The sequence below is a fragment of the Rhizobium mesosinicum genome (genome assembly GCF_019511345.1).
Classification (GTDB): Bacteria; Pseudomonadota; Alphaproteobacteria; order Rhizobiales; family Rhizobiaceae; genus Rhizobium; species Rhizobium mesosinicum.
This window is the reverse complement of sequence record NZ_JAEUAK010000004.1, coordinates 530,381-550,396: the sequence shown is the minus strand read 5'-3', so window position 1 is coordinate 550,396 and position 20,016 is coordinate 530,381. Positions and strand designations below refer to the sequence as shown.

The window sequence follows — 20,016 nt, the reverse complement described above, 5'->3', positions numbered from 1 at the left end:
TTCTCCTTATGCGGCCGGGTTGGAGTCGTAGAGCTTCCACTGGAACAGCGGATTGGTCTGCGTGAGTTCGCCCATGAAGCCGATGTACTGGACAACGGCGTCCTGGTTGATCGGCATCATCGCACGGCCGATCTTGTTGAAGTTGCGCTCCGGGTGGTAGCGCATGCGCAGGTTCGATGTGTCGAGGCCGTACGTGGTGTTGGCTGGCATGTTCGAACCGATACCGCCTTCCTGCACGATTTCGGCAGAGCGGCCGGCGCCGAAGTATTTCAGCGTCTGGAAGCCGAGCTTGCCGAGGCCGGTCTCGTCGTTGATGCGCTGGATCGCGATGGTGGCCGCGTCATAGGCCGCATAGTGCTCCGGCGACATCAGCAGGAGGTCGGCCGCCTGCTTGTTGCGGGAGCGCTGCGTCATGATGCGGTTGAGCATCGGGCGGATCGTCACGCTATTAACCTGCGTGCCGATGTCCGTTGCGAAGGAATTCGCGTCGAATGCCGATGTGCGCCAGACAGCGTTGGTACGGTCGATACCGCCATAGATGCCGGAGTTGACCACCGTCGGAACTGCGAGCTGCAAGCCGCCGAGCTCCTTGCCGCCGAAGCGCGTGCCGTTGCCATGCAGCGACAGATCGACTTCGTCTTCCAGTTCGGACTCGGCCGCCAGGATGTGCGATTCCATCACATCCATGAGCTGGTTTTCGCCCTCGTTGTTGAGGATTTCCTCGTTCGAGAGCGTGACCGCAACGGCGCACATCTTGGGCGTCCATTCGGCATCATTGAAGAGCTCGGCCGGAACCGGGTTCAGGAAGTCGAAGCCGTTATACCAGACGGCCGAGCCGGTCTTGGCATAAAGCAGACGCTCGCGGATACGCGGGCCGCTATAGGGCTTCCAGTTGCCCTTGCGCCGCAGGACGGCGAGAAGGGCTTTCGAGTTGGAGACCAGATCCTGATATCCCGAAGAACGGTCTTCGAGAGCCAGGGACAGGATCTCCTGGTTCTTTTCGACAGAAGTAAGAGGCATACGCCACTCCTATGGGAATAGGGTCAGCCGGCCTGTGCAAAGGCTCGCTTGATGCTGTCCCTGACTGAGGTGGAGGGCTCGCGATCGGCGACATCTTCGCCGGCATTCGGAGCGCCAGTGATGGACTTGCCGCCCTTGCGGGTCTGAGCCGCGAGAGCTTCGGAGGTGGCGTCTGAGGCCGTTGCTGCGACGGCGTCTGAGGCCGGTGCGGTAGTCGTGGCAGGCTTGGCAGTCGGGTCGGGATTGAGCCGGTCCGCAAGCTGATAGGCTGCCTTCAAACGATCTATGGGCGGCAGAGCGGGGTCCACCTTGTCGCTCTTCAGGAAGAAGGCGATATCGTCCATGAGGTCGTAGAAGCGGGCATATTCCGGCTGGCTGGCAAAGGCTTCGACCTCCTTGGAGGTCGCTGCTGTCTGCTGCTGCTGGAAACCGGTGCTGACACCGGAAATCTGCTGTTTCAGGTCGGCGAGTTCACGCCGCAGTTCGTTGATCGTGCCTTCCTGCTGAACCTGCACGTCTTCCGGCTTTTGGCCCGCAATATGGGCGGCGAGCTGGCGCATGTTCAGGCCGAAATGGTCACAGATGCGCTGGAAGCCTTCGACCGGGTTGCGTGCAAAGGCCTGCTCGATCGCGACGACCTTTTCGAGCGACTGACGCAGATCGTGGCCATTGCCACGGGCGATTTCATCGAACTGGCGCAGGTTCTCGTATCGGTCGTGCGAGGCTTTGTACTTCGTAATGCCGTCTTCCATTTCGCGCTGTACGCGGTGAACGGCTGCCTGGACGGATTCCGGCGTCTTTGCCCAATCGGCACTGGCGGCGACATCGGACGAAAAACGCTTGGGAGCCTCATAGCGCGGCTTCGGCGCCGTCTGCGCTTCATTGCCCTCGCCGGCTTTCGGCTGCTGCTGTTGCGTCTCTGCGCCGCCGTCCTTCGGCTTATAGCGGCCGCCCTCGTCCCGGTTTTCATTGGACGGCTTCGAGGCTGGCTTTTCCGTCTCCTTGGCGCCGGCCTTTGCCGGATCTGTTTTCGCCGGCTCGCTCTTCACCGGCTTGCTGACAGCTTCGGCTTTTTCCTGCTCGGCGACTTTTTCCCGAGCCTTCGCAATGGCATCACGAGCGGACGGCTTCGGTGCCTCTTCCTTCAGCGCCGGCTGCGGATCGGTCCGGATGGGGTTCGGGGTCTGAACGACCTGTTCGTTGGATGCAGCAGAGGGTTCAGCGGCAGCAAATGCTGCGCCGGTATCGATATCCGACATGGTAGTCTCCGTCTGAGGGAATGCTTATTGCGGGTTTACGCGTTCACCGCGGTTGAAGCGCGCGGTCGCTTTCTCGATCGAAGTTCGAATAGCCTTCCGATCGGGTTTCCGTTTTGGCTTCGGCCGAAGGCGGGCAGGATCATTGCCGACCTCAATCACACCGGCCGCCTTATACGTGGCGCGCAATGCCGACTTGCTCGTGTACATCTGCCCGTCGAGCATCGATTGCACCGGCTCCATCGTGTCGGTGATGACGTTCGGGACCGGCAGCGCGTCGGATTGGCCTTGTGGCGGCAGCGAATAGCACTGGATTGGCCACTCATCGTTGTCATGCCAATTCGAGCATTTGCGGCAGAACTTCTGGCTCATTCGGAAGCGGTCTCCATCTCAGCAGCTTCAGTTGCTGCCGCTCGTTCCGCCATGCGCTGACCCGCTTCCGCTGCGTGAATGTCAGCCTTCTGCGCGGCCGCTCCGATTTCAGCACCTAGCTTCTGCACCTCGAGTTCCTTCTTGCGAACATCGAGCGCGCCGAGCTCCATATCTTGGGCGTGCTTCTCCGCCTTCTGCTGGCTTTCGAGCTGGATGGCCTTAACCTTCTCGGTAGCCTCGTATGCCCGCATCTTGGCTTCGTGGTCGGCCAACTGGCCCTTGATCTGTGTATCGCGGGCGTACCCGTCCTGCTTCAGCTTCGCGTCGAGAGCCTTAGCCTGCATATCGGCTTCGGCTTGCTTTGCAGCCGCATCGGCTTCGGGATTGGCCTTCGGTTGCGCAGCGATCTGCTTCATCGCCTCAGCAAACTCGTCGATCGTGGCGTCGAGCTGACGGCCGGCGCGGAACTGGCTGGCGACGTATTTCAAGGTTTCGGCCATCAGCGGCGCGATCTGCGGAACCTGCTGCACTGCCGGCACGGCCTGCTGAAGAATGCCGCCGACGGCAGCGGTGAATTCGGTCGCCCGCTTCTTCTGCTGGTTTTCATCCGGCGTGATGGTGGAGTCCGTCTCGATGTCGAGTGTATAAGGCCGCACACGCTGTTCGCGGAGCAGCTTCATCACCTTCTCGATCGTCACCGTCTCGTTCAGCTCGTTGATCTGGCCGGCGAGCTCCTGGACCTTGCCTTGAGCCTGCTGGATGATCTGCTGGGCAATCTCGGGCTTTTCTTTTGCCTTCGCCTGGATCTCCGGATCTGCCTGCGCTTCCCTGATCTGGGCTTCGATCCCCTTCATTTGCTTTTCGAGCGCGACGATCTGCTTCTTGATGTCCGCGTTGGATGGAATTTCCATCTGCGACATCTCCAGAAGCGTGTCCTTCTGGAAGTTCTCGGACATGATCTCGCAGGTGATGCGCGTCAAGTCCCGAGCAACGCGAACCATTTCGTCCTGTCGATCGCGGATGCGCACCGAGCCGTACTGGCTCTTCAGTTCCTGTGCGCCCAACGTCTCATTCGGATCGGTCGAGCCGCGCATGATGTCGCTAAGGCCGGAAATCTCGTAAATGTCCTGAATGAGCTGGCGACGCAGATTGACCAGCTGCACGATGACATTGCCGATCATCTCCAGCGGCAGCCAGATAATCGGCTCGCCGGTACCCAGATCCCCGAACGCTGCCCAGTTCGACACCGGAACAAGAACGGAGCGATTGTCCGTCGACTTGATGGCCGCCTCGATCGCCTCACCGATGTCGCTGGCGCCGGCAGGATAGAAGCCTTTGACCTTGACCGATTCCGTCAGCGACGAAATGCGAGCCGTCAGCTCGTTCACCTCCTCGATCTGGTCCTTGTACTGGACGTAATCGGGCACCGGGATCAGGCTGTTTCGCTGCGTCGTGCCATAGGCAGGCTTCGGGCACGGGAAGAACCCGTCAAGCGTCAGGTGCGGCTCGTCGTCATCGAGCAGGACCTCGACACCTTCGGTCACCCAGACAACGCGGTTTGCGGACTTCGACCAGATTTCCCACACGCCGGCCTTCTGCATGCCGTCGGTGTTGTTCTGCTCATCCCGACGGATCGCAAAGACGGCGTTCATGTAGGCATTGCCGGACGTCGAGCGGAAGCGCTTGCGCATTTCCGATTTCGTCATCCACGAGCGCTTGCCAACCCAATCGACTTCCTTCCATTCCCGTGCGGGATCATGGGCAAAGTCCTTGCGGTTCACATGGTCGATGCAAATGCGCTCGACGAACTTGTTGTCCTTGCTCTTCGCCTCATAGCGCACCCACGGCACACCGCGGGACAGGATAGACAGGTCATCGCGGGTGGCGCGCATGATGCCGTCGATGTCCTCCATTTCGAAGGCGACGATGGAGCAGCGCTCCAGCAGCTCCGAAGCAACGCGCGGGATAGGCTTTCGATCGCCACGGAAGCGGGGAATGACGACTGGCACCGGCGGCCGTGAGTAGATCGACGGGCCGAGCACCTGGATATTCGCCCAGAAGATCGAGAACTCGCGGTCACGGGCGGTATTCGCCAGGCGCTCAAGGTCGGCAAACTTCTTGTCGATGTTATCGGCCCGATCGCCATAGTCCTTGAAGCCGGCCTTGTTGTAACGGGCGATCAGCTTCAGGTATGGCGCGGACTTCTTGAGCGGCTTCTTCGGATCGAATTCGCCGTTCTCGACGCTCTCTTCGACGTCATCGGTCATACGAACTTCCTTGGCGCTTTCTGCGTGCGAGGGCCAATAGCGATTTTCGAATAGTGAAGTTCAAGCCGGTCGGCGAGCCACTGACGGTTTTCAAAGCCATGCTTGAAGCATACACGGCGGATCATCGGTTCCAGATCCGGCGGATAGACCCGCAGTAGACCCTGCACGACCATTGAGCGCGGCATGGCGAAAGCGAACGTACGTGCGAACTGGATAAGGTCGACGCCCTTGGCACCCATCAGACTGCAATCCTTCTTGTGCCGGCATCGGTAGGCGGCGGCGGCAACGGCACGCCTTTCTTCGCCTTGGCCTGCGGTTCTTCCGCTACTGCCTTGATCCACGGGCGCGACATGCAGGCGTAACGAACCTCGTCGGCCGCATGATCTTCCATGTCGGAGTTCAGATCCTCTGGCCGGTTCTCGTCATGCATCAGCGCCGGGATGGTCCGGATCGCGTGTACGCAGGTTTCGAAGAAGTACAGCATCGGCCGGCCATCCTCGTCGCCGTCGAGTCTTGACCGCATCTGGTCCCAGCCGCCCATGGCGCCGCGGGCAGTGACGCGCTTGTTATCGGCTGCTCGGAATGTGCTGCCGTTCTTCCCGTTCGTGCCATTCATCATGCGCTCGGCGATCGACGGGCCGCCATCTTCGGCAAATGCGGCGGGGTCGAGCACGCCGTACGACATCTTGTCGGCGCCATCACGGATGCGGACCTGCGAACCGACCTTCTCGGCCGTCATCTTCAAGCCCTTGTTCGGCACGAACCTGCCGTCACTGTCAGTCGCAACCCCGTACCATTCCTTGTAGCGTACCAGTGCGCCACGCGGGATCAGCAGGCCAGGAGCGGCGATGTACGGTTCCGAGGCCACAGCGTACCAGCCGAACGAGAACGGCTTTGCAGAGCCCCAGTCCCCTGCCCTGAAGCGCAGCCAGTCTTTCGGGATCTGGAACGGCTTAATGACATGCCGATCGGCGCGGAAGTTGTCGAAGAACGCTCCGTCGACGATGTCCCAGTCACCGTAGCGCATTGCTCGGACCAGGCTTTCCGATCCGAGGCCGTGAAGGCGAGCATCATAGCCGGGGTCGTTGGCCGCCATGCTCGGGTTGTCTTCCAGCCTGGCCGGAATGTACTGCCGGAGCATCCCCCCTTCCGATTTCGGCGTGAAGTAGCTCTGCATCGGTCGGACACCGTCGATGAACGTCGCCTTGACGAACGAGTGACCGATACCGCCAGGGTTGGCGCCGCAGATGATGCGCGGGAACGTCTTGCGGTACTTCTCCGGCAACTTGATGCCGACCATGCGGACGCGGTTGCGTAGGAAGCGATAGATGACATCGGTGAAATGCGTGAGCTCGTCGATCAGCAGGACGTGGATTTCGGCACCCTGGTACTTGAAGCGGTCCTTCTCATCCTTGCAGTGGCAAAGGTAGATCTTGCTGCCGTTCCAGAAGCGGATCTCATCCTCGACGATGGTGCAGAAGCCGCATTCCACCCACCCGGCGAGCAGTGCGCGAAATCCGTTTGGTCCCTCGACATGGTTCTTGACCAGGTCGTCACGGATACGGCGGAACAGGTAGACCTGCAGGCCGGGGATCTCCGCGCACCATGTAATTGCGGCAACGCGCATGAGATGGCTCTTGCCGCCGCCGGCCGCGCCGCCGTACAGGATCTCCGTAGCAATGCTGAGAAAGGCCGACATCTGCTTGGGATGCAGATGGAAGTCGAGCAGCGCGTCAGTCTGACTTGCCATTGATGGATATCTGCGGGACCAGCGCGACCTTGCCGTCGAGGTTAAGGTCGACCTTGTTACCGTACTTCTTCGGCTTCAGCTTTTCGGCGATCCATTGGCGGGTGAGGATGCGCAGCTGCGATCGACGAAGCGCTTCGCCATTCTCCGCCCATCCGGTCACACCGCCATCGGCGTTCTTCTTTTCCATCCAGTCGTTCGTGCCGTCGTCGGCAATCTCGACCATTTCATCGACAAAACCGTCTGCCTGGATTTCGCGCGCGAGTGCGTACTTGGTCCGGAATTCTTGATGCGCATCGTCAGCAAGCCAAGCCATAACGGTCGACTTGGCTGGCATCGTGTCATCGCGGCAGATCGAGCGGAGGCTTTCCCCGTCTGCAATGCGTGCGCAGATGCTGTGTGCCAGCGAGGGCGTGAACTTCGTAGGTCTACCTGCCATTGATCACCTGCGCCGGTCTGGCGGCTGAAGGGGTGTTAACTACCAACTTTGAGTAACTCGACGCGCTCAACCTGACGCTGTAGCGTAGTAACCACACCTACTCAGATGGAGGCAGGCAATGGTCGAAGTGACACTGACCGATGGCACCAAGATGCAGATTGAAGGCGAACGCGTTGTTCGTATTCGGCGTACCGGCCCGATTGAAAGTCCACACGGAGTTACTCGAATTGATTGGAAAATAGTAAGTTACGTGATGGAAGAACCTGGGGAAGTGGCCGATCTAGTTAGAGATGAGCTCTCGAATCCGGCAACCCTTGCCAAACTGGATACTCCCGGCTTAGGCCCGGTCTGGTTTAGTGGCCCAAAATCCCAGGGGCCAATCCCCGTTCCCAAAGAGTGGCAGACGGATGGGGTCGTTTCGTCGCTATATATCGGCAACAGCCTCCAATATGTCGGAAACAGCCCGGAGGTCGTCTACGATGTGCTAGAGAAGGCTGGCGGCGATCTGGTTCCAATAAAGTCACACAAGACACACTTCTGGGACGCCGAAGTATAATTTTTCTGTAATGTTCACCGTCATCGACATCGCAGCTTTTTGTTTGGGATCTCCGGTTGTTCCCAACGCCTATAGGGGGATGTACGCATGGATATTGTCTCGATTCTGAGCTTAGGAACAGTTGGTCTAGGTTTTTTGCTGGCTTTTCTGGCATTTCGTCTTCTTAGCGGGGAGAAACCTAGGGAACGTCCGATCTACATATTTATGTTGTTCTGCCTTGTGCTTGTGGTTATCGGCGCCGCACTGCAGTTCTACGCTGGGGACGACACATCCGAAATCGCCATTAAGGACCAGCAAATTGCTGCGCTCTCAAAGCAGGTTGAGGTTATGCGCGAGCAGGCGAACAGTCAGAAAAGTGCAGTCGGCAACAACATGAAAGGTCTAATTGAAGCCCTCGGACGCACGTCCGATCCCATAAAGGCGCTCACCAAGCATATATCAGATCCAAATGTTTGCCCAGGGGACAGTGACGGAGAGCCACTACCCCATGTCGACGACGACACAGCCCGCATCAATGCCATCGTGGCAGAGATCAGCACCGCGCAGCAGACTGCGAGGCAATACCTTGAACCTTGAAATCTGAGGATAAAATGACCGAAGACGATGAGTTGTTTGCCGAAATTGCGGCACAAGCCGAGAAAGCAGAAGCGAACAATCCTCAGGCTATGGATCTGCACGGGCTTGCGTCCGTTCTCGGCCGAAAGTTCGAGCACCGGTCTGTCGAAGAAATCGAACAGAAGCTAAAAGAGGTGTGGAGGGCGAAAGGCTTGTTCTGGCATTCCTAGTCGGTGCCCAAAAATTAGCCAGCCTATTTTGGGAACCTGCTTGAAAGACGAGTTCCGCCCTTGCATTGGAAGCATGTGTTCCAACCAGCCAGGACCGCGACATAGCGCTGAACGTCCCAAATCACGATGGGAATTTATTCCACATCCGCGATTTGTTCAAGAGCCACATTCACTTGCACGAGTTTATCCAGAGCTTCGATCGCCGCAAGGATGGTTCCCTTGGATGTGACGCTCACGACCTTCGCCGCATATTGGCTGAATGGCGAACCCGGCTTCAGGTGCAGCGAGGCGCCACGCTGAAAGAGGCTCTTCATCTCAGCGCGAGACGGCGGTCTCTCGTTGGTCTCCTGCCACAGCTCTTGACGGCGAATGCGGCGGGCACGTCCGAGTAGAAACGATTGCTCCTCCTCAAATTCCATGAAGCGCAGTTTGCCGATCAGCCCCTCCGGGAAGCGGAGCGGAGCCTCGAAGCGATTGTTGCCGGGGCGCAGGATGCCGGCAACGCCTTCGATCGCCTCGACCTCGGCGAAATTGCGCTTCGGCAGATTGACGAACGCATAGCCGATCAGGACCGGGAAGCGCTTGTCGATCCATTTCTTTGTCCGGTGGTGGATCACCTCGCGTCGAACGCACGGCATGAACACTTCCACACCCTTGCGCTTGAGATTACGCTCCAGGAGGCTCAGGTCTCGTTCGTCTTCGCGGCGATCTACGGTCCGATCGACAATAGATGGTGACCGCTGCGCCCCCGGTGTCGTCCGGATGGCAAACCACGTCTCTGCGGACCATCCGGCAACGGTAGCGGGGATCTGGTAGTCTCGCGCGTCTTCGCGCTCTTGCTTCAGCCTCTGTCGATGAATGAAATTCACTTCTGAATCTCCGATAGGTTTAAGGACACAATCTCATCGCTAGTTGGGATCTGTGAGCCGAGGTTTTCCGGCACCATAACCGACCATTCATGTCGGCCTTCGAAACTCGTTGCGATAGCCTGCACCGATTGGCCTGAAACCTTGAAGCTGAGGGAAGCAAAAGGGGAAGATCCTGTTTCCATCCATTGTTCCAGTTTGCGTAGGTTCATCCTTTCGAAGAACGATATGGCACCTCCTAGAAGCTCCGCCATCACCGGTATCGACTCAATGGCACCAAGCGCCGCCCTACCCCGCCGCATGATTTCCTTTGTCGAATCTGCATGATTGTCTTCAGGAGACCAATTCGGCAATGGCTTGCGAACATCGCGGGAAGCCGCAATTATCTTCTCCAAAGTCGGTCTGGGATCAAAACCAGAGGAAAAGAACGACAACCCTTTGACTTCATAGCTTCGGGCGCCAGGGGTCCTGGAAGTCACAATGAGCATATCCCTGGCGTTGAGGTCATTGAAAAGAAACTTAGCAAATCCTGGGGCCTGCGCGTCGATAATTAAGCGCATTTGCTCCATCTTCGTGCCGGCAGCTAACAGACGCTGGACGATCGGCTCCACCGATCTCATCTTCGCCTGAACGGCAGGCCACTTCGCAACATAGGCAGCGCACTCAGCTTCGATCCGGAAGAGCCTGTCAGCTTCGGTGTAGTCAGAGCCAAAGAACTTTCGTGCGCAGGTTATCCCGATGCAGCGGACGGCACTTTCTTGGGGAAAATATGCGAGACGGCCGTTCTCGAATTTCGGTGATTTTGGCGAGCACAAGGGGCACGGAACACGGTCGCCGCCCAGCCGTAATGCCGTTGGCACATGGATGTCCTCTGACAGGAGGATAACCGGGCCATCTCGAGGCGGCTTCGTGGTCGATATGTCGATGTAAGTCTCGGGCGAGCCGGTAGCTGCGATATGCTTCCGCCAACCGTCAATGAACTCGGGACTGGGACGACGATCAAACTTCGGGAAGAGCTGCAATTCGATCTCAGACATCGATTTCCTTCCTTAATTGCGGGCCATAATCTGCCGATATGCCGCGGTAAGGTGGTCCACGGCTATTTCAGAGGAACCGGCCGCGCGTGCAGCGGCAAACGACAGTTCGTCGGCGCGCTCGTTGCCCATGACGCCGGCATGCCCCTTTACCCACGAGAGCGTGAGCGGGAACGCCAGCAATGCTGCATCAAGCTCCTGCCAGAGTTCCAGGTTCTTGACGGGAGCATTGACACCACGCATCCAGTTCTTTCGCTTCCAGCTATGGCGCCACTCGTTGCAGCCCTTCACGACATACTGGCTGTCGCAGTGAAGGCGAGCCTGGCGATCGGCAGCATTGGCGGATATCCAAAGGATGGCCTGGAGGGCTCCAGTCATCTCCATAACGTTGTTCGTGGTCTGCGATGCATTGCCATGTGCTGAGAAAATTTCCGCGCCATCGTCGTACGCGACGAAAGCCCACCCGCCGGGGCCAGGGTTAGGCTCGCAAGCTCCATCGCAGAAAACATGCAGGCCAACGAGGTAAGCGCCATGATCGATGACATATCGAGTGGGGCCATTTGCTTTTGAACGCCGTGTCAATCGCTGCCCTTCCTGTCTGAGACATTGCGCCGGATGTCATTGGCGAGAGTGCATGCCTTTGCCGCCTGCACTGCCGTGATGTCGAACTGTTCCCGAAGCTTGTGGATGACGTTGGGATGCGGTTCAGTTTGAACCGCAAGCCACTCAGCGGCAGCGGAAATCCTCGCTGCATCGGGTTCCGTCGTCATGCGGCAACGCCCTCCACGTCACCTACGATGGAGAGGCGACTTTTTAGTGTGTACCTGGCATGCGTCCCCGGGAACTGCCCCCCATGGCTTTCGTGGATCGTTTCCACGTCGATCCCGTTACCGCGTAGGAGCCAAACATAATGTGCCCACCGTGGCGCCGGATTGTCGATCGGGGTGCAGCCCCTATCGCCGGCTTCGATCAGCTGCTGAAGAGCCCACCATTCCCGTCCGACTATGGTGATTGGCGGTCCCTTCGGCGCGTCGCCGTCATAAAGCTGGATTCGGCCAAAGACCTGTGCTTTGGTTTTCCTTGTCATTGAAAGCGATCCTTTCGTTATCGATGATCTGCGGCACGGGCGTTTTGAGTTTGGCGACTGGAGCGCCTGTGCTGCTTCGCTGCGAACGTCACGCAGCATCTTTCGCGCGTTTGCGTTCCCACTCAGCGATATCCTGCTCGTCGAAGAGCCGGCGCCGGTTGATTACCATCGGGCGTGGGAAATTGAGGGTATCGCTCTTAAGCCACCTGAAGAGAGACATTGAGCTTATCTGGTACCGCTCCTGCACCTGCTTTGCTGTTAAGTAAGTCACGTTTTAGAACCTCGTTGCTTGACTCGTCACTTGAGACCACTTTTCCGCACAGATTATACCATTTTACGATTCCGCCTGTTAATCCAGCTCTGCCTAATCCACAAGGAATTTTGTTCAATTTTTGTTCTGTTTATCGGCTATGACGGGGTCAACATTCGATGAGATTATTTTTCCAAATCGACGTCACACGTGCCATGGTGGCGACTAAGTTGGCGAAGATGGAGCAGGGGCGACCAGCCGAAGACGAAGGTGCAAATTTGCACCTTTAAGGGATACCGGAAGAACCGGCTCCGGAGCGCGGGCTACCGGACGTTGCCGCTGGCGCTGGATAGCGAGGTCGCGCTTGGCGGCCGTAACTTGATCATTCGGGGAAAGGCGCTTGAGCTTGTCGAGATATGCCCCGGTGTCGAGCTTGGTGCCGGTGATCATGGTCGATGACTTCGGCAATGACCTTGGTGCCTCGCTCAACATTGAGCTGAACAAGACGTTCGGATTGGCCGGTAGCGGAAGCCGTGTTGGCAGTGAAGCGCTCTACATCTTTTTCAAGTCGCAATGTTTGCGAGTTGAGAAGAATGACGATCACCGCCGTGCGCCGTCTCCGGATGCAGTTCTTCGTATATTGCCTTCCGCCGCGCCGTCTGAACCGCACGCTCGGATGGCGACAGCTCGTTGCGGCAAAGGTTCTCGTCGATCATCGACAGTTCGGCGTGCAGATCATCGTCGGTCACGACAATGCAATCGACATCTGCAAGGCCGAGCTTTTTGCAGGCTGCGAGACGATGAGAGCGGAGTGGCCGGTAGCCGCAGCAATGTCTGTCGTGAATGCGGGCGCAAACTTTTCGTCTTTGTTGGCCGTCGCCTTGGTGGGCCGCCTATTCGACAAGGAAATTAACGGTGGGCTTTGGCAATGGTCGTCCGACTAATTCGTTGGGGCAGGTATCTCCTCATGCTCGATCGTTGATCTACGGAAATCAATCCACACAACGTTAGATCGAGGCGTGGCGTCGCGGCATACTCCGTTTTCCAGAGCCAATGCTCCTGTGCCGCTTGCTCGACGCTCGCCGTCGATCGCTTGCCTGATTAGATTTCGATACAGCTGAACGTCTATCATACCCCCTCCTGCTGTCACTCTTCCGTCACGCGACGCTACCGCTCTGGTTCTGCTTTAAGGGTCTGATAGTAAACGCCTTCGGCTCTTGACTGGCGTTGATCTACCATTCAGCTACCTTGACCAGCATTGATCATCCTTGATCATCGTTGATCTATCCTTGATATTGCATGTCGCTGATTTCTAACAGATTTCCCAGTCGCCACGGCCTCAAGCTCTCGGAAGTCATCAGCTATGCCGGCCCACTCAGATTGCTTCCTCATCCAGTCGGCCGTCGCCCTCGTGTGCGGCAAGTAACGGAGACGAAATATCCCGACGAGTTCGACTTTCTGAAAATGCCGCCGCACTGGCACAAGCGGATCCCCGTAATAAAAGTCCGGATGCTCCTGTCTCCATTCTGCCATCATCGAAAAAGCTGCGTCGTGTGCTGCGTCCGCTATCTCTTTTTCATGGGGCATTCCATCGGTATCGTATGGAAGTGGGTGCATCACTTCGCCTTCTTCGCTGTCACTCTCCACTAGATGCGCAACACAGGTGACTAAGCCCAGATGTCGGAGAAGATGCCAGGCTTCCCAGAAGCTGGAAGGGTCCGAGAACTTGGCAAACGGCGGGAAATCTCTCCAGGCTGTCTCATTCGAATTGGCTGTGAATGTCCAAATCGAGAACTCTCCCCAATCAACCACCTTTTCGCGGTCGTAGGCTACGCGAATGCCTTGGCCTTGACGCCACTCAATCCCGCCCTCAGTGGCTAGAAAGTGCTGTTCGTACAGGTCAACCAGTAATTCGAGAGCCTTTACATTGCCGTTCTGGCGAATGAGTTCGATTGCGGGCGCCTCATCAGCAGCGCCATCGATCAGCGTGTTGGGAAGCCATATCCTCCGATCGTCGTCTATTCCCTCATTCTCAAACGCCACGATCCGATACTGCGGGGTTCTTCCACCTCGGAGCAACTCCACCCTTCCCTTCTTGATGTGGAGATCGATTGCCGCTTGAGCGCGAGGTCTCGAAATGCCGGTCGATCTCTCAATCGCCGTAACAGACCAAGACGTAGTCCGGTTGTCGCCACCGGTTCCACGGCAAAGGATCAGGTAGGAGACGGCTGAATTCATCCCGTCGGCGCAAGCTTCCGTCCATCTTTTCGGATCGACAGCGAAGAATCCACTATGCCCAGGAGGCGTCTTTTTTCCATCGTCTTCCATTATTTATCCTCGCTACGAGCCGTAAGCCGCACGCCAGGCCCACCGTCGTTCATGCCCTCTTCCACAAAAACGACCCCAGCCGCCTTTAATGCGTCCGTCACCGCATCGAGGGTCACTGTCCGGACATTTATCCGACCGGCTCCCGCGCCCTCCATGTTCCGGATAGTATTGGCACTAACGCCAGCCATCTCGGCAAGGGCGATCTGGTCTAGACCAACGAGAGACCGGGCCGCCCGCATTTGATTTCCTGTGATTGCCATTTGCGTTCCATAATAAATATTTTTGGTATCATACCCACATAATTGTTGACTGCAAGCCAATTCGCGTATTATGGTTAAGGTACCAAGTAATCTTGGTATTAACCATAAAAGGAAACCGAAGATGCCGAACGCAACGATTCAGGCAGCCGCCGAAGGCATGCCAAACACCACACGCCGCAACCTCTTGATCGGCCTTGCTACGGCTTCCACCGCGGCTGCAGTAGCCGTCGCATCAAAGGCACATGCCGTCGAAGCCGCACCCGAAGCACAGGCCGAAAATCCAGAGCTTATCGCAGCCTATGACACATTCTATTCTGCCTGCACGGAACTGAAGAACGCTCTAAGCGACGCCGAATGGTTGGCGGACGAATGGCGTCACCGCTGGCCGCTGGCTCCTGAGGAGTTGCTGCTCAATGCAGGAGCACAGCATCCTTACACCGCCGGAGCACTCATCGAGCGGGACATCATTGGTCGCCCATTGCTTCGGGAGACAAGCCCCATAACGAAGCGTCTCTCGCGTAATTTCCGGGAGCGCACTCGGAAGACCTGCTTTACCCTGTTGACGGCAGATAAAGCGCGCGAACTCTTGTCTCGCTGGGAGCAGAGCGAGCCGAGAGGACGCACTGAGAAATCGCTGTCACGCAACATTGCGTTCCGAAGGGAAGCGATTGCTGACTGTAAGCGCGATATCGACATCGCTGAACAGTACGAGGCTGAGACAGCGCGCATACGGAAGGAGGCCGGCGCTGACGCGGCCATGCTGCGAGTGGAAGAAGCAGACCGTGCGGTTGATGCTGCGGCCGCGGAGGTTTCGCTATTTCCTGCATATACCGTAGCCGGCGTGGGCCTGAAGGCCGCCGCCCTCAGCGTCAGCGCGCATCGGATAATCAAGGAGTGCGCTGAAGACAAAGGACCGATCGGCCAATTTATTCGTCTCGCTCAGTCCGTGCGCGATTTGTCGGAGGCGCGGGCATGATAATAGCCACTGCTGAAACCGCTATCGCCTCGTCGCCAAGAGCGGTGGCGCCAGCGACTGCCCTTGGTCAATTGCGCCGAGCCGCACTCGAAGCGCTGATAGAGGAGCTTATCGCATTACTTGATGCAGCGGACGGCGACCCTGATCTTGAAGACAACGCCGACGACGAGCCTTCCCTCGGCAGCACCGCGAAATGCATTGGCGATGATTGTCTGGAAGATTTGGAACTTGATGACTGCGACGACGAGGAAGGTGGCGACGAAGAGCCTTCGATGGGTTGGTCTAACCCGGAGGGCTTACGGGTCCAGGTTCCTGCAGAGGCCTCACAGATCCAGGATTTCGATTTTGATGAAGGCGAATGGAGCCAGGGCTTCGATGGATCGGGGACCGCGATTGCAAAAGCATCGCTTGCTGCCGCCGTTACCCCAGGCGTTACCCCAAAGCGAACGGTCAAGAAAGGCGATCTACTAAGTCATTGAAATGATGGCGACCCCTGCAGGACTCGAACCTGCGACCTGCTGCTTAGAAGGCAGCTGCTCTATCCAGTTGAGCTAAGGGGCCGTCTGCATGTCGCTAGCCGCGACATCGGCATTTCTGTCTCAAGCAGCGGACGGATCAGTGCGTCCAGGGCTGGGTACGGGTATAGCGGAAATTGTCCGGGTAAGCGACGACCTGGCGTGCGGGTTCCTTGGGCGCGATCACGCGGTATTCGATGCCGTTGCGCTTGGCATAGGCTTCGGCAAGTTCCTGCGTTTCGAAGGTTAGCTTCAGCTGCTGGCGCATATCGCCTGAAGACGTGTAGCCCATGATCGGATCGATCTTGCGCGGCTGCTCCTGATCGAACTCAAGCACCCAGAGATGGGTCTTTGCCTTGCCGGACTGCATTGCGGTCTTGGCCGGACGATAGATCTTAGCAGACATGACTGCGGCGCCTCCGATATGCGGGCAATGCCCGCTTTCATAACTCAGCCAGGATAGCTGCTTCCGCACCGAACACGGCCGGAAGAAGTGAACTTTGCTTATCCGCGAATCCTAGTTTTTTCAAGGAAAAAGCGCCGTTGCCACCGCACTGGCAGACCGGTGAAACCGAATTCCTCGTAATGCGTTTATTGCATGGAACGCTTGAACGCAGCCCCATGCCTACTCGGCGTGAGTAAGCGGGCATGCTGTAACATGATCCGAAATGTTTCGGATTGTTGCATGTTTTGATCGCTTTCTAATTGTTATGTCCGGCGCAGGCGACTAGGGTGTCTACCAACCGTTGTAACACGGGTATGAGCTATGAGAACCTCTGCAGAATTCCATGCCATCATGATTGGAGCAAGCATCACTGCATTTTTCTACGCAGCGATCAGCTATGCCCAATATGTCGGCTTGCTTGCTCAAGGCTGAATCTAGGTACGCCTGAGCATGCGTGCCTTACGACGTGATCGGCATCGTCACCGATTTCTGACCGAAGAAACGTCCTAAAAAATCGGCCTTGTCGCTACAAGGCATCGACAAGCCGCAAAGCCGATCTCAAATCTAAGGGATATATGGGCGAATAATGGTCGGAGTGGAGAGATTCGAACTCCCGACCCTCTGGTCCCAAACCAGATGCGCTACCAGACTGCGCTACACTCCGAGCCGTTGATGGCAGCGGGAATACACGCTTCCCCCTGCCCTAGCAACCCCATAAATCCACCGGTACCGGCAGATTTCACAGGCTTATTTCGCGTTCTTTGTCGTGGTGGCGCTGACGAGGCGATCACCGGGGCGAATATTGAGCTTGCGGGCGGTGCCGGCATTGACCTCAACCACGTAGCGGACCTCGCCCATCGAATCGATGACCTCGCGGGAATAGGGCGTGGCATCTTCCTTGATATGAGTGATCACGCCCCTGTCGTCAGCAAAGAGCATGTCGAGAGGCAGGATGGTATTTTCCATCCACATGGTGACACGGCGCGATACGCCGAAATCGAAGATCATGCCGGCGTCCTCGGCCATCGCCTTGCGGAACATCAGACCATAGGCGCGCTGGTCGCCGGTAGCGGCGATCTCTACGGTGAAGTGCAGCATCTTGCCAGCAGCCGTCTGGATGATTAGCGGCTCTCTCTCGAAGTGCATATCCTGCTGCGCACATGCCGGCAGGGCGACTAAGAAAAAAAGCGCCATGAAGGCGCTCCTTATCATCTCGACGGAAAACAGGCCTCCCATCAATGAGACCGGCCAACCGGGCTCGGAACGTCAGGATGAATCTCGGCAGCCATGAGGCCCTTCTCGCCGTCGCCAAAGCGCACCAGCACCACCTGTCCGGGACGCAGTTCGGTGAGGCCGAAGCGGCGCAGCGTTTCCATATGCACGAAGATGTCTTCCGTGCCCTCACCGCGCGTCAGGAAGCCGAAGCCCTTGGTACGGTTGAACCACTTTACCAGCGCGCGCTCGAGGCCACTCGTTGCCGTGACCTGCACATGGGTGCGAACCGGCGGCAGCTGCGAGGGATGGACCGCAGTCGACTGGTCCATGGAAAGGATCTTGAAGGCCTGGAAGCCACGCTCACGGCGCTGGATGAGAGCGACGATGCGGGTGCCTTCGAGAATGGTCTGGTAGCCGTCACGGCGCAGGCAGGTCACGTGCAGCAGTACATCCTGCATACCATTGTCGGGAACGATGAAGCCGAAGCCCTTGGCCACGTCGAACCATTTCACCACGCCGGTGATTTCAACGAGGTCAACCGGCTCCGCCGACAACTCTTCAAGGTCGGTAAAGCCATTCGATGAAATCCTGTCAGCCATATCGCCAGCCCCTCAATACGCGTCACACTGTTACGGTTAACTGATTCTTGAGATCAAGATTAACATCTTGGTAACGGATAAGCGCAAGTCCTAGTTTTCGGTTATTCCCAACTGTACATTCTATAGAGATGACTTGCCCGAAACTGACGTCTGTTACCCAGACGGGCTAGCCTAAATAGAGAGAGGAAACACAATGCGTTATCTCCACACGATGGTTCGCGTCAAAGACCTCGACGCTTCCCTCCATTTTTACACCACACTCTTCGGACTCGAGGAAATCCGCCGCCATGAGAACGAGAAGGGCCGCTTCACGCTCGTTTTCCTGGCCGCTCGCGATGATCTCGACCGCGCCCGCAGCGAAAAAGCCCCTTGTCTGGAGCTTACTTATAACTGGGACACGGAGGATTATACTGGAGGACGCAATTTCGGTCACCTCGCCTATGAGGTGGATGACATCTACGCGATCTGCCAGAAATTGATGGACAACGGCATTACGATTAATCGCCCGCCGCGCGACGGCAACATGGCCTTCGTACGATCGCCCGATGGTATCTCCATCGAGATCCTGCAAAAGGGCGAAAAACTGGCCCCGGCCGAACCCTGGCTGTCGATGGGCAATACCGGCGCCTGGTAAGCCAAGCTGCAGGCAAGCTTCACGAGGCACTCTCCGGTTCTATCGTAACGGAAGCGCGCTTTCGGGCGCCTTCCGCATTCACCGGAGAATTCTCGGTTGACAAGAAACAACAAGCTGATTGCCCCCTCGAGCCGGCAGGCTGTCGGTGCTGTGCTGATCGCCAGCTCCATCCTGGCGCTTTCCGGCTGCGTCTCCGACAAGAAGGCGCTTGATTCGGCCGCCGTCGCCACACCGGCCGCGGAGGGACAGCCGGCGCCGAGGCTTGCAGCGGCAATGCCCGCCGCATCGTCCACTGCTTCGAAACAGCCCTATCGCGATCCGATGCTGACCAATGTCTCCGGTGTCGATCCGCAGGTTGCGGCTCAGGATTCGAATGCGTTAACGGCCCCGACCGTCGATCCTGCCACGCAACGGCAGCAGCCGGCCAATATCGGCGGTCTCGTCATGCAATCGACGCGAATCAATGCGCAGGCGATGAGCATCTTTTCCGATCATCAGGCGCTGCCGCAAAATAACTCGACCTCCACGATCGTCCAGCCGCAGGGCGTGAACGCCTACGCACCCGAGAATGCCGGCCCAAGGTCGAGCGTGTTCAGCGCGCCGCCCGAGCCCCAGCAAGGCGAGATGCTGCCGCAGCAGTCGTCACAGGATACCAGCACGAAGCTCGCACCCGACCAAACCGCCTCACTTGCCGGCGGAAGCATTCCGGGATCGACGATGAATGCGCTCTACAGCGCGCCGAAGCAGAATCTGCTCAGCAGCCTCTCCGGGCTCCTGCAGAAGGCATCGCTGCCCGGCATGACGCGCAGCGCGCCGAACGGCCTGCATGTGCAGAACGACAGCGTAGAGGTCGGCTGCTTCAAGCCTGATCTCATGCGGGTCATCAAGACAGTCGAAACTCATTTCGGCAAGCCAGTCGTCGTCACGTCAGGCTACCGCGATCCGCAGCATAACCGTGAAGTCGGAGGCGCCGAGGAATCGATGCACAAGAGTTGTGAGGCTGCCGATATCCAGATCAATGGCGTCAGCAAATGGGATATCGCCGAATATATCCGATCGCTCCCGAACCGCGGCGGCGTCGGTACCTACTGCCACACGGATTCGGTCCATCTGGACACGGGCAATACCCGCGACTGGAACTGGGGCTGCGGCCGCAAGAGGGCGCCGATTGCTTCAGCAAGGGCCATCTGAACGTCCAACTTTTGAAAGAGTCACGTGGGGGACGCTGACAGCACAGGATTTCCGGCGACCGCTGCAGCTCTTTGATTCGGCTGCAATAATATTCGTTTTACCCAAGCGGAAATGGCCTGTCATTTTTTTGAAAAATTTCGAATTTGCCGCTTGCGGGATCGGAAGTGCCTGACT

26 protein-coding genes and 2 tRNA genes are annotated in these 20,016 nt (G+C 57.7%); 8 read left to right on the top strand and 20 right to left on the bottom strand.

The features are described 5' to 3' along the window. Positions 1–6: 6 nt before the first annotated feature. From JNB85_RS13655 to JNB85_RS13625, 7 genes are read right to left on the bottom strand one after another with little or no spacing between them, the layout of a single operon-like run. Positions 7–1,020, bottom strand: a complete 1,014-nt coding sequence (locus JNB85_RS13655) for a phage major capsid protein (protein WP_220334817.1) — start codon at positions 1,018–1,020, stop codon at positions 7–9. 23 nt (positions 1,021–1,043) lie between these two features. Beyond that, the gene (locus tag JNB85_RS13650) at positions 1,044–2,279 is read right to left on the bottom strand and encodes a hypothetical protein (protein WP_220334816.1); all 1,236 of its coding nucleotides are present in this window, start codon (positions 2,277–2,279) and stop codon (positions 1,044–1,046) included. 24 nt (positions 2,280–2,303) lie between these two features. Next, positions 2,304–2,648, bottom strand: coding sequence for a hypothetical protein (locus JNB85_RS13645; protein ID WP_220334815.1), 345 nt, complete (start codon positions 2,646–2,648; stop codon positions 2,304–2,306). Next, entirely contained in the window at positions 2,645–4,915 is a 2,271-nt protein-coding gene (locus tag JNB85_RS13640; RefSeq protein ID WP_220334814.1) for a hypothetical protein, read from the bottom strand. The genes JNB85_RS13645 and JNB85_RS13640 overlap by 4 nt, the downstream gene beginning before the upstream one ends. Beyond that, the gene (locus tag JNB85_RS13635; RefSeq protein WP_220334813.1) at positions 4,912–5,154 is read right to left on the bottom strand and encodes a hypothetical protein; all 243 of its coding nucleotides are present in this window, start codon (positions 5,152–5,154) and stop codon (positions 4,912–4,914) included. The genes JNB85_RS13640 and JNB85_RS13635 overlap by 4 nt, the downstream gene beginning before the upstream one ends. Then, on the bottom strand, positions 5,154–6,665 hold the full coding sequence (locus JNB85_RS13630) for a terminase family protein (RefSeq protein WP_220334812.1): 1,512 nt from the start codon (positions 6,663–6,665) through the stop codon (positions 5,154–5,156). The genes JNB85_RS13635 and JNB85_RS13630 overlap by 1 nt, the downstream gene beginning before the upstream one ends. Next, entirely contained in the window at positions 6,649–7,101 is a 453-nt protein-coding gene (locus tag JNB85_RS13625) for a terminase small subunit-like protein (RefSeq protein ID WP_220334811.1), read from the bottom strand. The genes JNB85_RS13630 and JNB85_RS13625 overlap by 17 nt, the downstream gene beginning before the upstream one ends. A gap of 118 nt (positions 7,102–7,219) precedes the next feature. Between JNB85_RS13625 and JNB85_RS13620 the strand changes: the two genes are divergently transcribed. From JNB85_RS13620 to JNB85_RS13610, 3 genes are all read left to right on the top strand, one after another. Further along, positions 7,220–7,657: a hypothetical protein gene (locus JNB85_RS13620; RefSeq protein WP_220334810.1), complete on the top strand. Its 438-nt coding sequence runs from the start codon at positions 7,220–7,222 to the stop codon at positions 7,655–7,657. Positions 7,658–7,744: 87 nt separating this feature from the next. Next, positions 7,745–8,233: a hypothetical protein gene (locus JNB85_RS13615; RefSeq protein ID WP_220334809.1), complete on the top strand. Its 489-nt coding sequence runs from the start codon at positions 7,745–7,747 to the stop codon at positions 8,231–8,233. 14 nt (positions 8,234–8,247) lie between these two features. Then, on the top strand, positions 8,248–8,442 hold the full coding sequence (locus JNB85_RS13610; RefSeq protein ID WP_220334808.1) for a hypothetical protein: 195 nt from the start codon (positions 8,248–8,250) through the stop codon (positions 8,440–8,442). A 134-nt stretch (positions 8,443–8,576) separates the two neighbouring features. On the opposite strand, the gene JNB85_RS13605 is transcribed toward JNB85_RS13610, so the two are convergent. From JNB85_RS13605 to JNB85_RS13585, 7 genes are all read right to left on the bottom strand, one after another. Next, positions 8,577–9,311: a transcription termination/antitermination NusG family protein gene (locus JNB85_RS13605; RefSeq protein WP_220334807.1), complete on the bottom strand. Its 735-nt coding sequence runs from the start codon at positions 9,309–9,311 to the stop codon at positions 8,577–8,579. Further along, positions 9,308–10,345 (bottom strand): hypothetical protein, encoded by a 1,038-nt coding sequence (locus JNB85_RS13600; protein WP_220334806.1) that lies wholly within the window; start codon positions 10,343–10,345, stop codon positions 9,308–9,310. The genes JNB85_RS13605 and JNB85_RS13600 overlap by 4 nt, the downstream gene beginning before the upstream one ends. Before the next feature lie 12 nt (positions 10,346–10,357). Beyond that, positions 10,358–10,924, bottom strand: a complete 567-nt coding sequence (locus JNB85_RS13595; RefSeq protein ID WP_223216494.1) for a ribonuclease H family protein — start codon at positions 10,922–10,924, stop codon at positions 10,358–10,360. Then, positions 10,921–11,112: a hypothetical protein gene (locus tag JNB85_RS13590; RefSeq protein WP_220334805.1), complete on the bottom strand. Its 192-nt coding sequence runs from the start codon at positions 11,110–11,112 to the stop codon at positions 10,921–10,923. The genes JNB85_RS13595 and JNB85_RS13590 overlap by 4 nt, the downstream gene beginning before the upstream one ends. Further along, a complete protein-coding gene (locus JNB85_RS30685; RefSeq protein ID WP_223216493.1) occupies positions 11,109–11,429 on the bottom strand; it encodes a winged helix domain-containing protein in 321 nt (106 codons plus the stop codon). Before JNB85_RS30685 ends, JNB85_RS13590 begins: the two co-directional genes overlap by 4 nt. Positions 11,430–11,517: 88 nt before the next feature. After that, complete coding sequence (locus JNB85_RS31110; protein WP_338050330.1) at positions 11,518–11,700, bottom strand: helix-turn-helix transcriptional regulator; 183 nt, start codon at positions 11,698–11,700, stop codon at positions 11,518–11,520. Between the two features lie 361 nt (positions 11,701–12,061). Beyond that, on the bottom strand, positions 12,062–12,283 hold the full coding sequence (locus tag JNB85_RS13585) for a hypothetical protein (RefSeq protein WP_220334804.1): 222 nt from the start codon (positions 12,281–12,283) through the stop codon (positions 12,062–12,064). On the opposite strand from JNB85_RS13585, the gene JNB85_RS13580 reads away from it, so the two are divergent. Further along, positions 12,273–12,623 carry a hypothetical protein gene (locus JNB85_RS13580; protein WP_220334803.1) on the top strand — a complete coding sequence of 117 codons (351 nt, stop codon included), beginning with the start codon at positions 12,273–12,275 and terminating at the stop codon, positions 12,621–12,623. The genes JNB85_RS13585 and JNB85_RS13580 overlap by 11 nt on opposite strands. A 328-nt stretch (positions 12,624–12,951) precedes the next feature. On the opposite strand, the gene JNB85_RS13575 is transcribed toward JNB85_RS13580, so the two are convergent. Further along, positions 12,952–14,007 carry a hypothetical protein gene (locus JNB85_RS13575; protein WP_220334802.1) on the bottom strand — a complete coding sequence of 352 codons (1,056 nt, stop codon included), beginning with the start codon at positions 14,005–14,007 and terminating at the stop codon, positions 12,952–12,954. 330 nt (positions 14,008–14,337) lie between these two features. Here JNB85_RS13575 and JNB85_RS13565 point away from each other — a divergent pair, with 330 nt between their 5' ends. Beyond that, on the top strand, positions 14,338–15,243 hold the full coding sequence (locus JNB85_RS13565; RefSeq protein ID WP_223216492.1) for a hypothetical protein: 906 nt from the start codon (positions 14,338–14,340) through the stop codon (positions 15,241–15,243). Next, positions 15,240–15,722, top strand: coding sequence for a hypothetical protein (locus JNB85_RS13560; RefSeq protein ID WP_220334976.1), 483 nt, complete (start codon positions 15,240–15,242; stop codon positions 15,720–15,722). The genes JNB85_RS13565 and JNB85_RS13560 overlap by 4 nt, the downstream gene beginning before the upstream one ends. 5 nt (positions 15,723–15,727) lie before the next feature. On the opposite strand, the gene JNB85_RS13555 is transcribed toward JNB85_RS13560, so the two are convergent. From JNB85_RS13555 to JNB85_RS13535, 5 genes are all read right to left on the bottom strand, one after another. Continuing rightward, positions 15,728–15,804: transfer RNA gene (locus tag JNB85_RS13555), tRNA-Arg, on the bottom strand. 54 nt (positions 15,805–15,858) lie between these two features. Continuing rightward, entirely contained in the window at positions 15,859–16,164 is a 306-nt protein-coding gene (locus tag JNB85_RS13550) for an ETC complex I subunit (protein WP_183747555.1), read from the bottom strand. Positions 16,165–16,790: 626 nt separating this feature from the next. Continuing rightward, positions 16,791–16,867: transfer RNA gene (locus JNB85_RS13545), tRNA-Pro, on the bottom strand. An 83-nt stretch (positions 16,868–16,950) separates the two neighbouring features. Continuing rightward, positions 16,951–17,439, bottom strand: a complete 489-nt coding sequence (locus JNB85_RS13540; protein ID WP_220334800.1) for a DUF192 domain-containing protein — start codon at positions 17,437–17,439, stop codon at positions 16,951–16,953. After that, positions 17,439–18,017: a cold-shock protein gene (locus JNB85_RS13535; RefSeq protein WP_220334799.1), complete on the bottom strand. Its 579-nt coding sequence runs from the start codon at positions 18,015–18,017 to the stop codon at positions 17,439–17,441. The genes JNB85_RS13540 and JNB85_RS13535 overlap by 1 nt, the downstream gene beginning before the upstream one ends. A 193-nt stretch (positions 18,018–18,210) precedes the next feature. On the opposite strand from JNB85_RS13535, the gene gloA reads away from it, so the two are divergent. Continuing rightward, a complete protein-coding gene (gene gloA / locus JNB85_RS13530; RefSeq protein ID WP_112545722.1) occupies positions 18,211–18,651 on the top strand; it encodes a lactoylglutathione lyase in 441 nt (146 codons plus the stop codon). 96 nt (positions 18,652–18,747) lie between these two features. Then, positions 18,748–19,842, top strand: coding sequence for a YcbK family protein (locus JNB85_RS13525; protein WP_220334798.1), 1,095 nt, complete (start codon positions 18,748–18,750; stop codon positions 19,840–19,842). Positions 19,843–20,016 lie beyond the last annotated feature (174 nt).

Coding starts and splice junctions, on each gene's coding strand:
- JNB85_RS13580 (WP_220334803.1), top strand. CDS start 12,273: ATGACGATCACCGCCGTGCGCCGTCTCCGGATGCAGTTCTTCGTATAT.
- JNB85_RS13645 (WP_220334815.1), bottom strand. CDS start 2,648: ATGAGCCAGAAGTTCTGCCGCAAATGCTCGAATTGGCATGACAACGAT.
- JNB85_RS13610 (WP_220334808.1), top strand. CDS start 8,248: ATGACCGAAGACGATGAGTTGTTTGCCGAAATTGCGGCACAAGCCGAG.
- JNB85_RS13565 (WP_223216492.1), top strand. CDS start 14,338: ATGGTTAAGGTACCAAGTAATCTTGGTATTAACCATAAAAGGAAACCG.
- JNB85_RS30685 (WP_223216493.1), bottom strand. CDS start 11,429: ATGACAAGGAAAACCAAAGCACAGGTCTTTGGCCGAATCCAGCTTTAT.
- JNB85_RS13655 (WP_220334817.1), bottom strand. CDS start 1,020: ATGCCTCTTACTTCTGTCGAAAAGAACCAGGAGATCCTGTCCCTGGCT.
- JNB85_RS13640 (WP_220334814.1), bottom strand. CDS start 4,915: ATGACCGATGACGTCGAAGAGAGCGTCGAGAACGGCGAATTCGATCCG.
- JNB85_RS13635 (WP_220334813.1), bottom strand. CDS start 5,154: ATGGGTGCCAAGGGCGTCGACCTTATCCAGTTCGCACGTACGTTCGCT.
- JNB85_RS13540 (WP_220334800.1), bottom strand. CDS start 17,439: ATGGGAGGCCTGTTTTCCGTCGAGATGATAAGGAGCGCCTTCATGGCG.
- JNB85_RS13625 (WP_220334811.1), bottom strand. CDS start 7,101: ATGGCAGGTAGACCTACGAAGTTCACGCCCTCGCTGGCACACAGCATC.
- JNB85_RS13630 (WP_220334812.1), bottom strand. CDS start 6,665: ATGGCAAGTCAGACTGACGCGCTGCTCGACTTCCATCTGCATCCCAAG.
- JNB85_RS13550 (WP_183747555.1), bottom strand. CDS start 16,164: ATGTCTGCTAAGATCTATCGTCCGGCCAAGACCGCAATGCAGTCCGGC.
- gloA (WP_112545722.1), top strand. CDS start 18,211: ATGCGTTATCTCCACACGATGGTTCGCGTCAAAGACCTCGACGCTTCC.
- JNB85_RS13575 (WP_220334802.1), bottom strand. CDS start 14,007: ATGGAAGACGATGGAAAAAAGACGCCTCCTGGGCATAGTGGATTCTTC.
- JNB85_RS13615 (WP_220334809.1), top strand. CDS start 7,745: ATGGATATTGTCTCGATTCTGAGCTTAGGAACAGTTGGTCTAGGTTTT.
- JNB85_RS13620 (WP_220334810.1), top strand. CDS start 7,220: ATGGTCGAAGTGACACTGACCGATGGCACCAAGATGCAGATTGAAGGC.
- JNB85_RS13590 (WP_220334805.1), bottom strand. CDS start 11,112: ATGACGACGGAACCCGATGCAGCGAGGATTTCCGCTGCCGCTGAGTGG.
- JNB85_RS13560 (WP_220334976.1), top strand. CDS start 15,240: ATGATAATAGCCACTGCTGAAACCGCTATCGCCTCGTCGCCAAGAGCG.
- JNB85_RS13600 (WP_220334806.1), bottom strand. CDS start 10,345: ATGTCTGAGATCGAATTGCAGCTCTTCCCGAAGTTTGATCGTCGTCCC.
- JNB85_RS13535 (WP_220334799.1), bottom strand. CDS start 18,017: ATGGCTGACAGGATTTCATCGAATGGCTTTACCGACCTTGAAGAGTTG.
- JNB85_RS13650 (WP_220334816.1), bottom strand. CDS start 2,279: ATGTCGGATATCGATACCGGCGCAGCATTTGCTGCCGCTGAACCCTCT.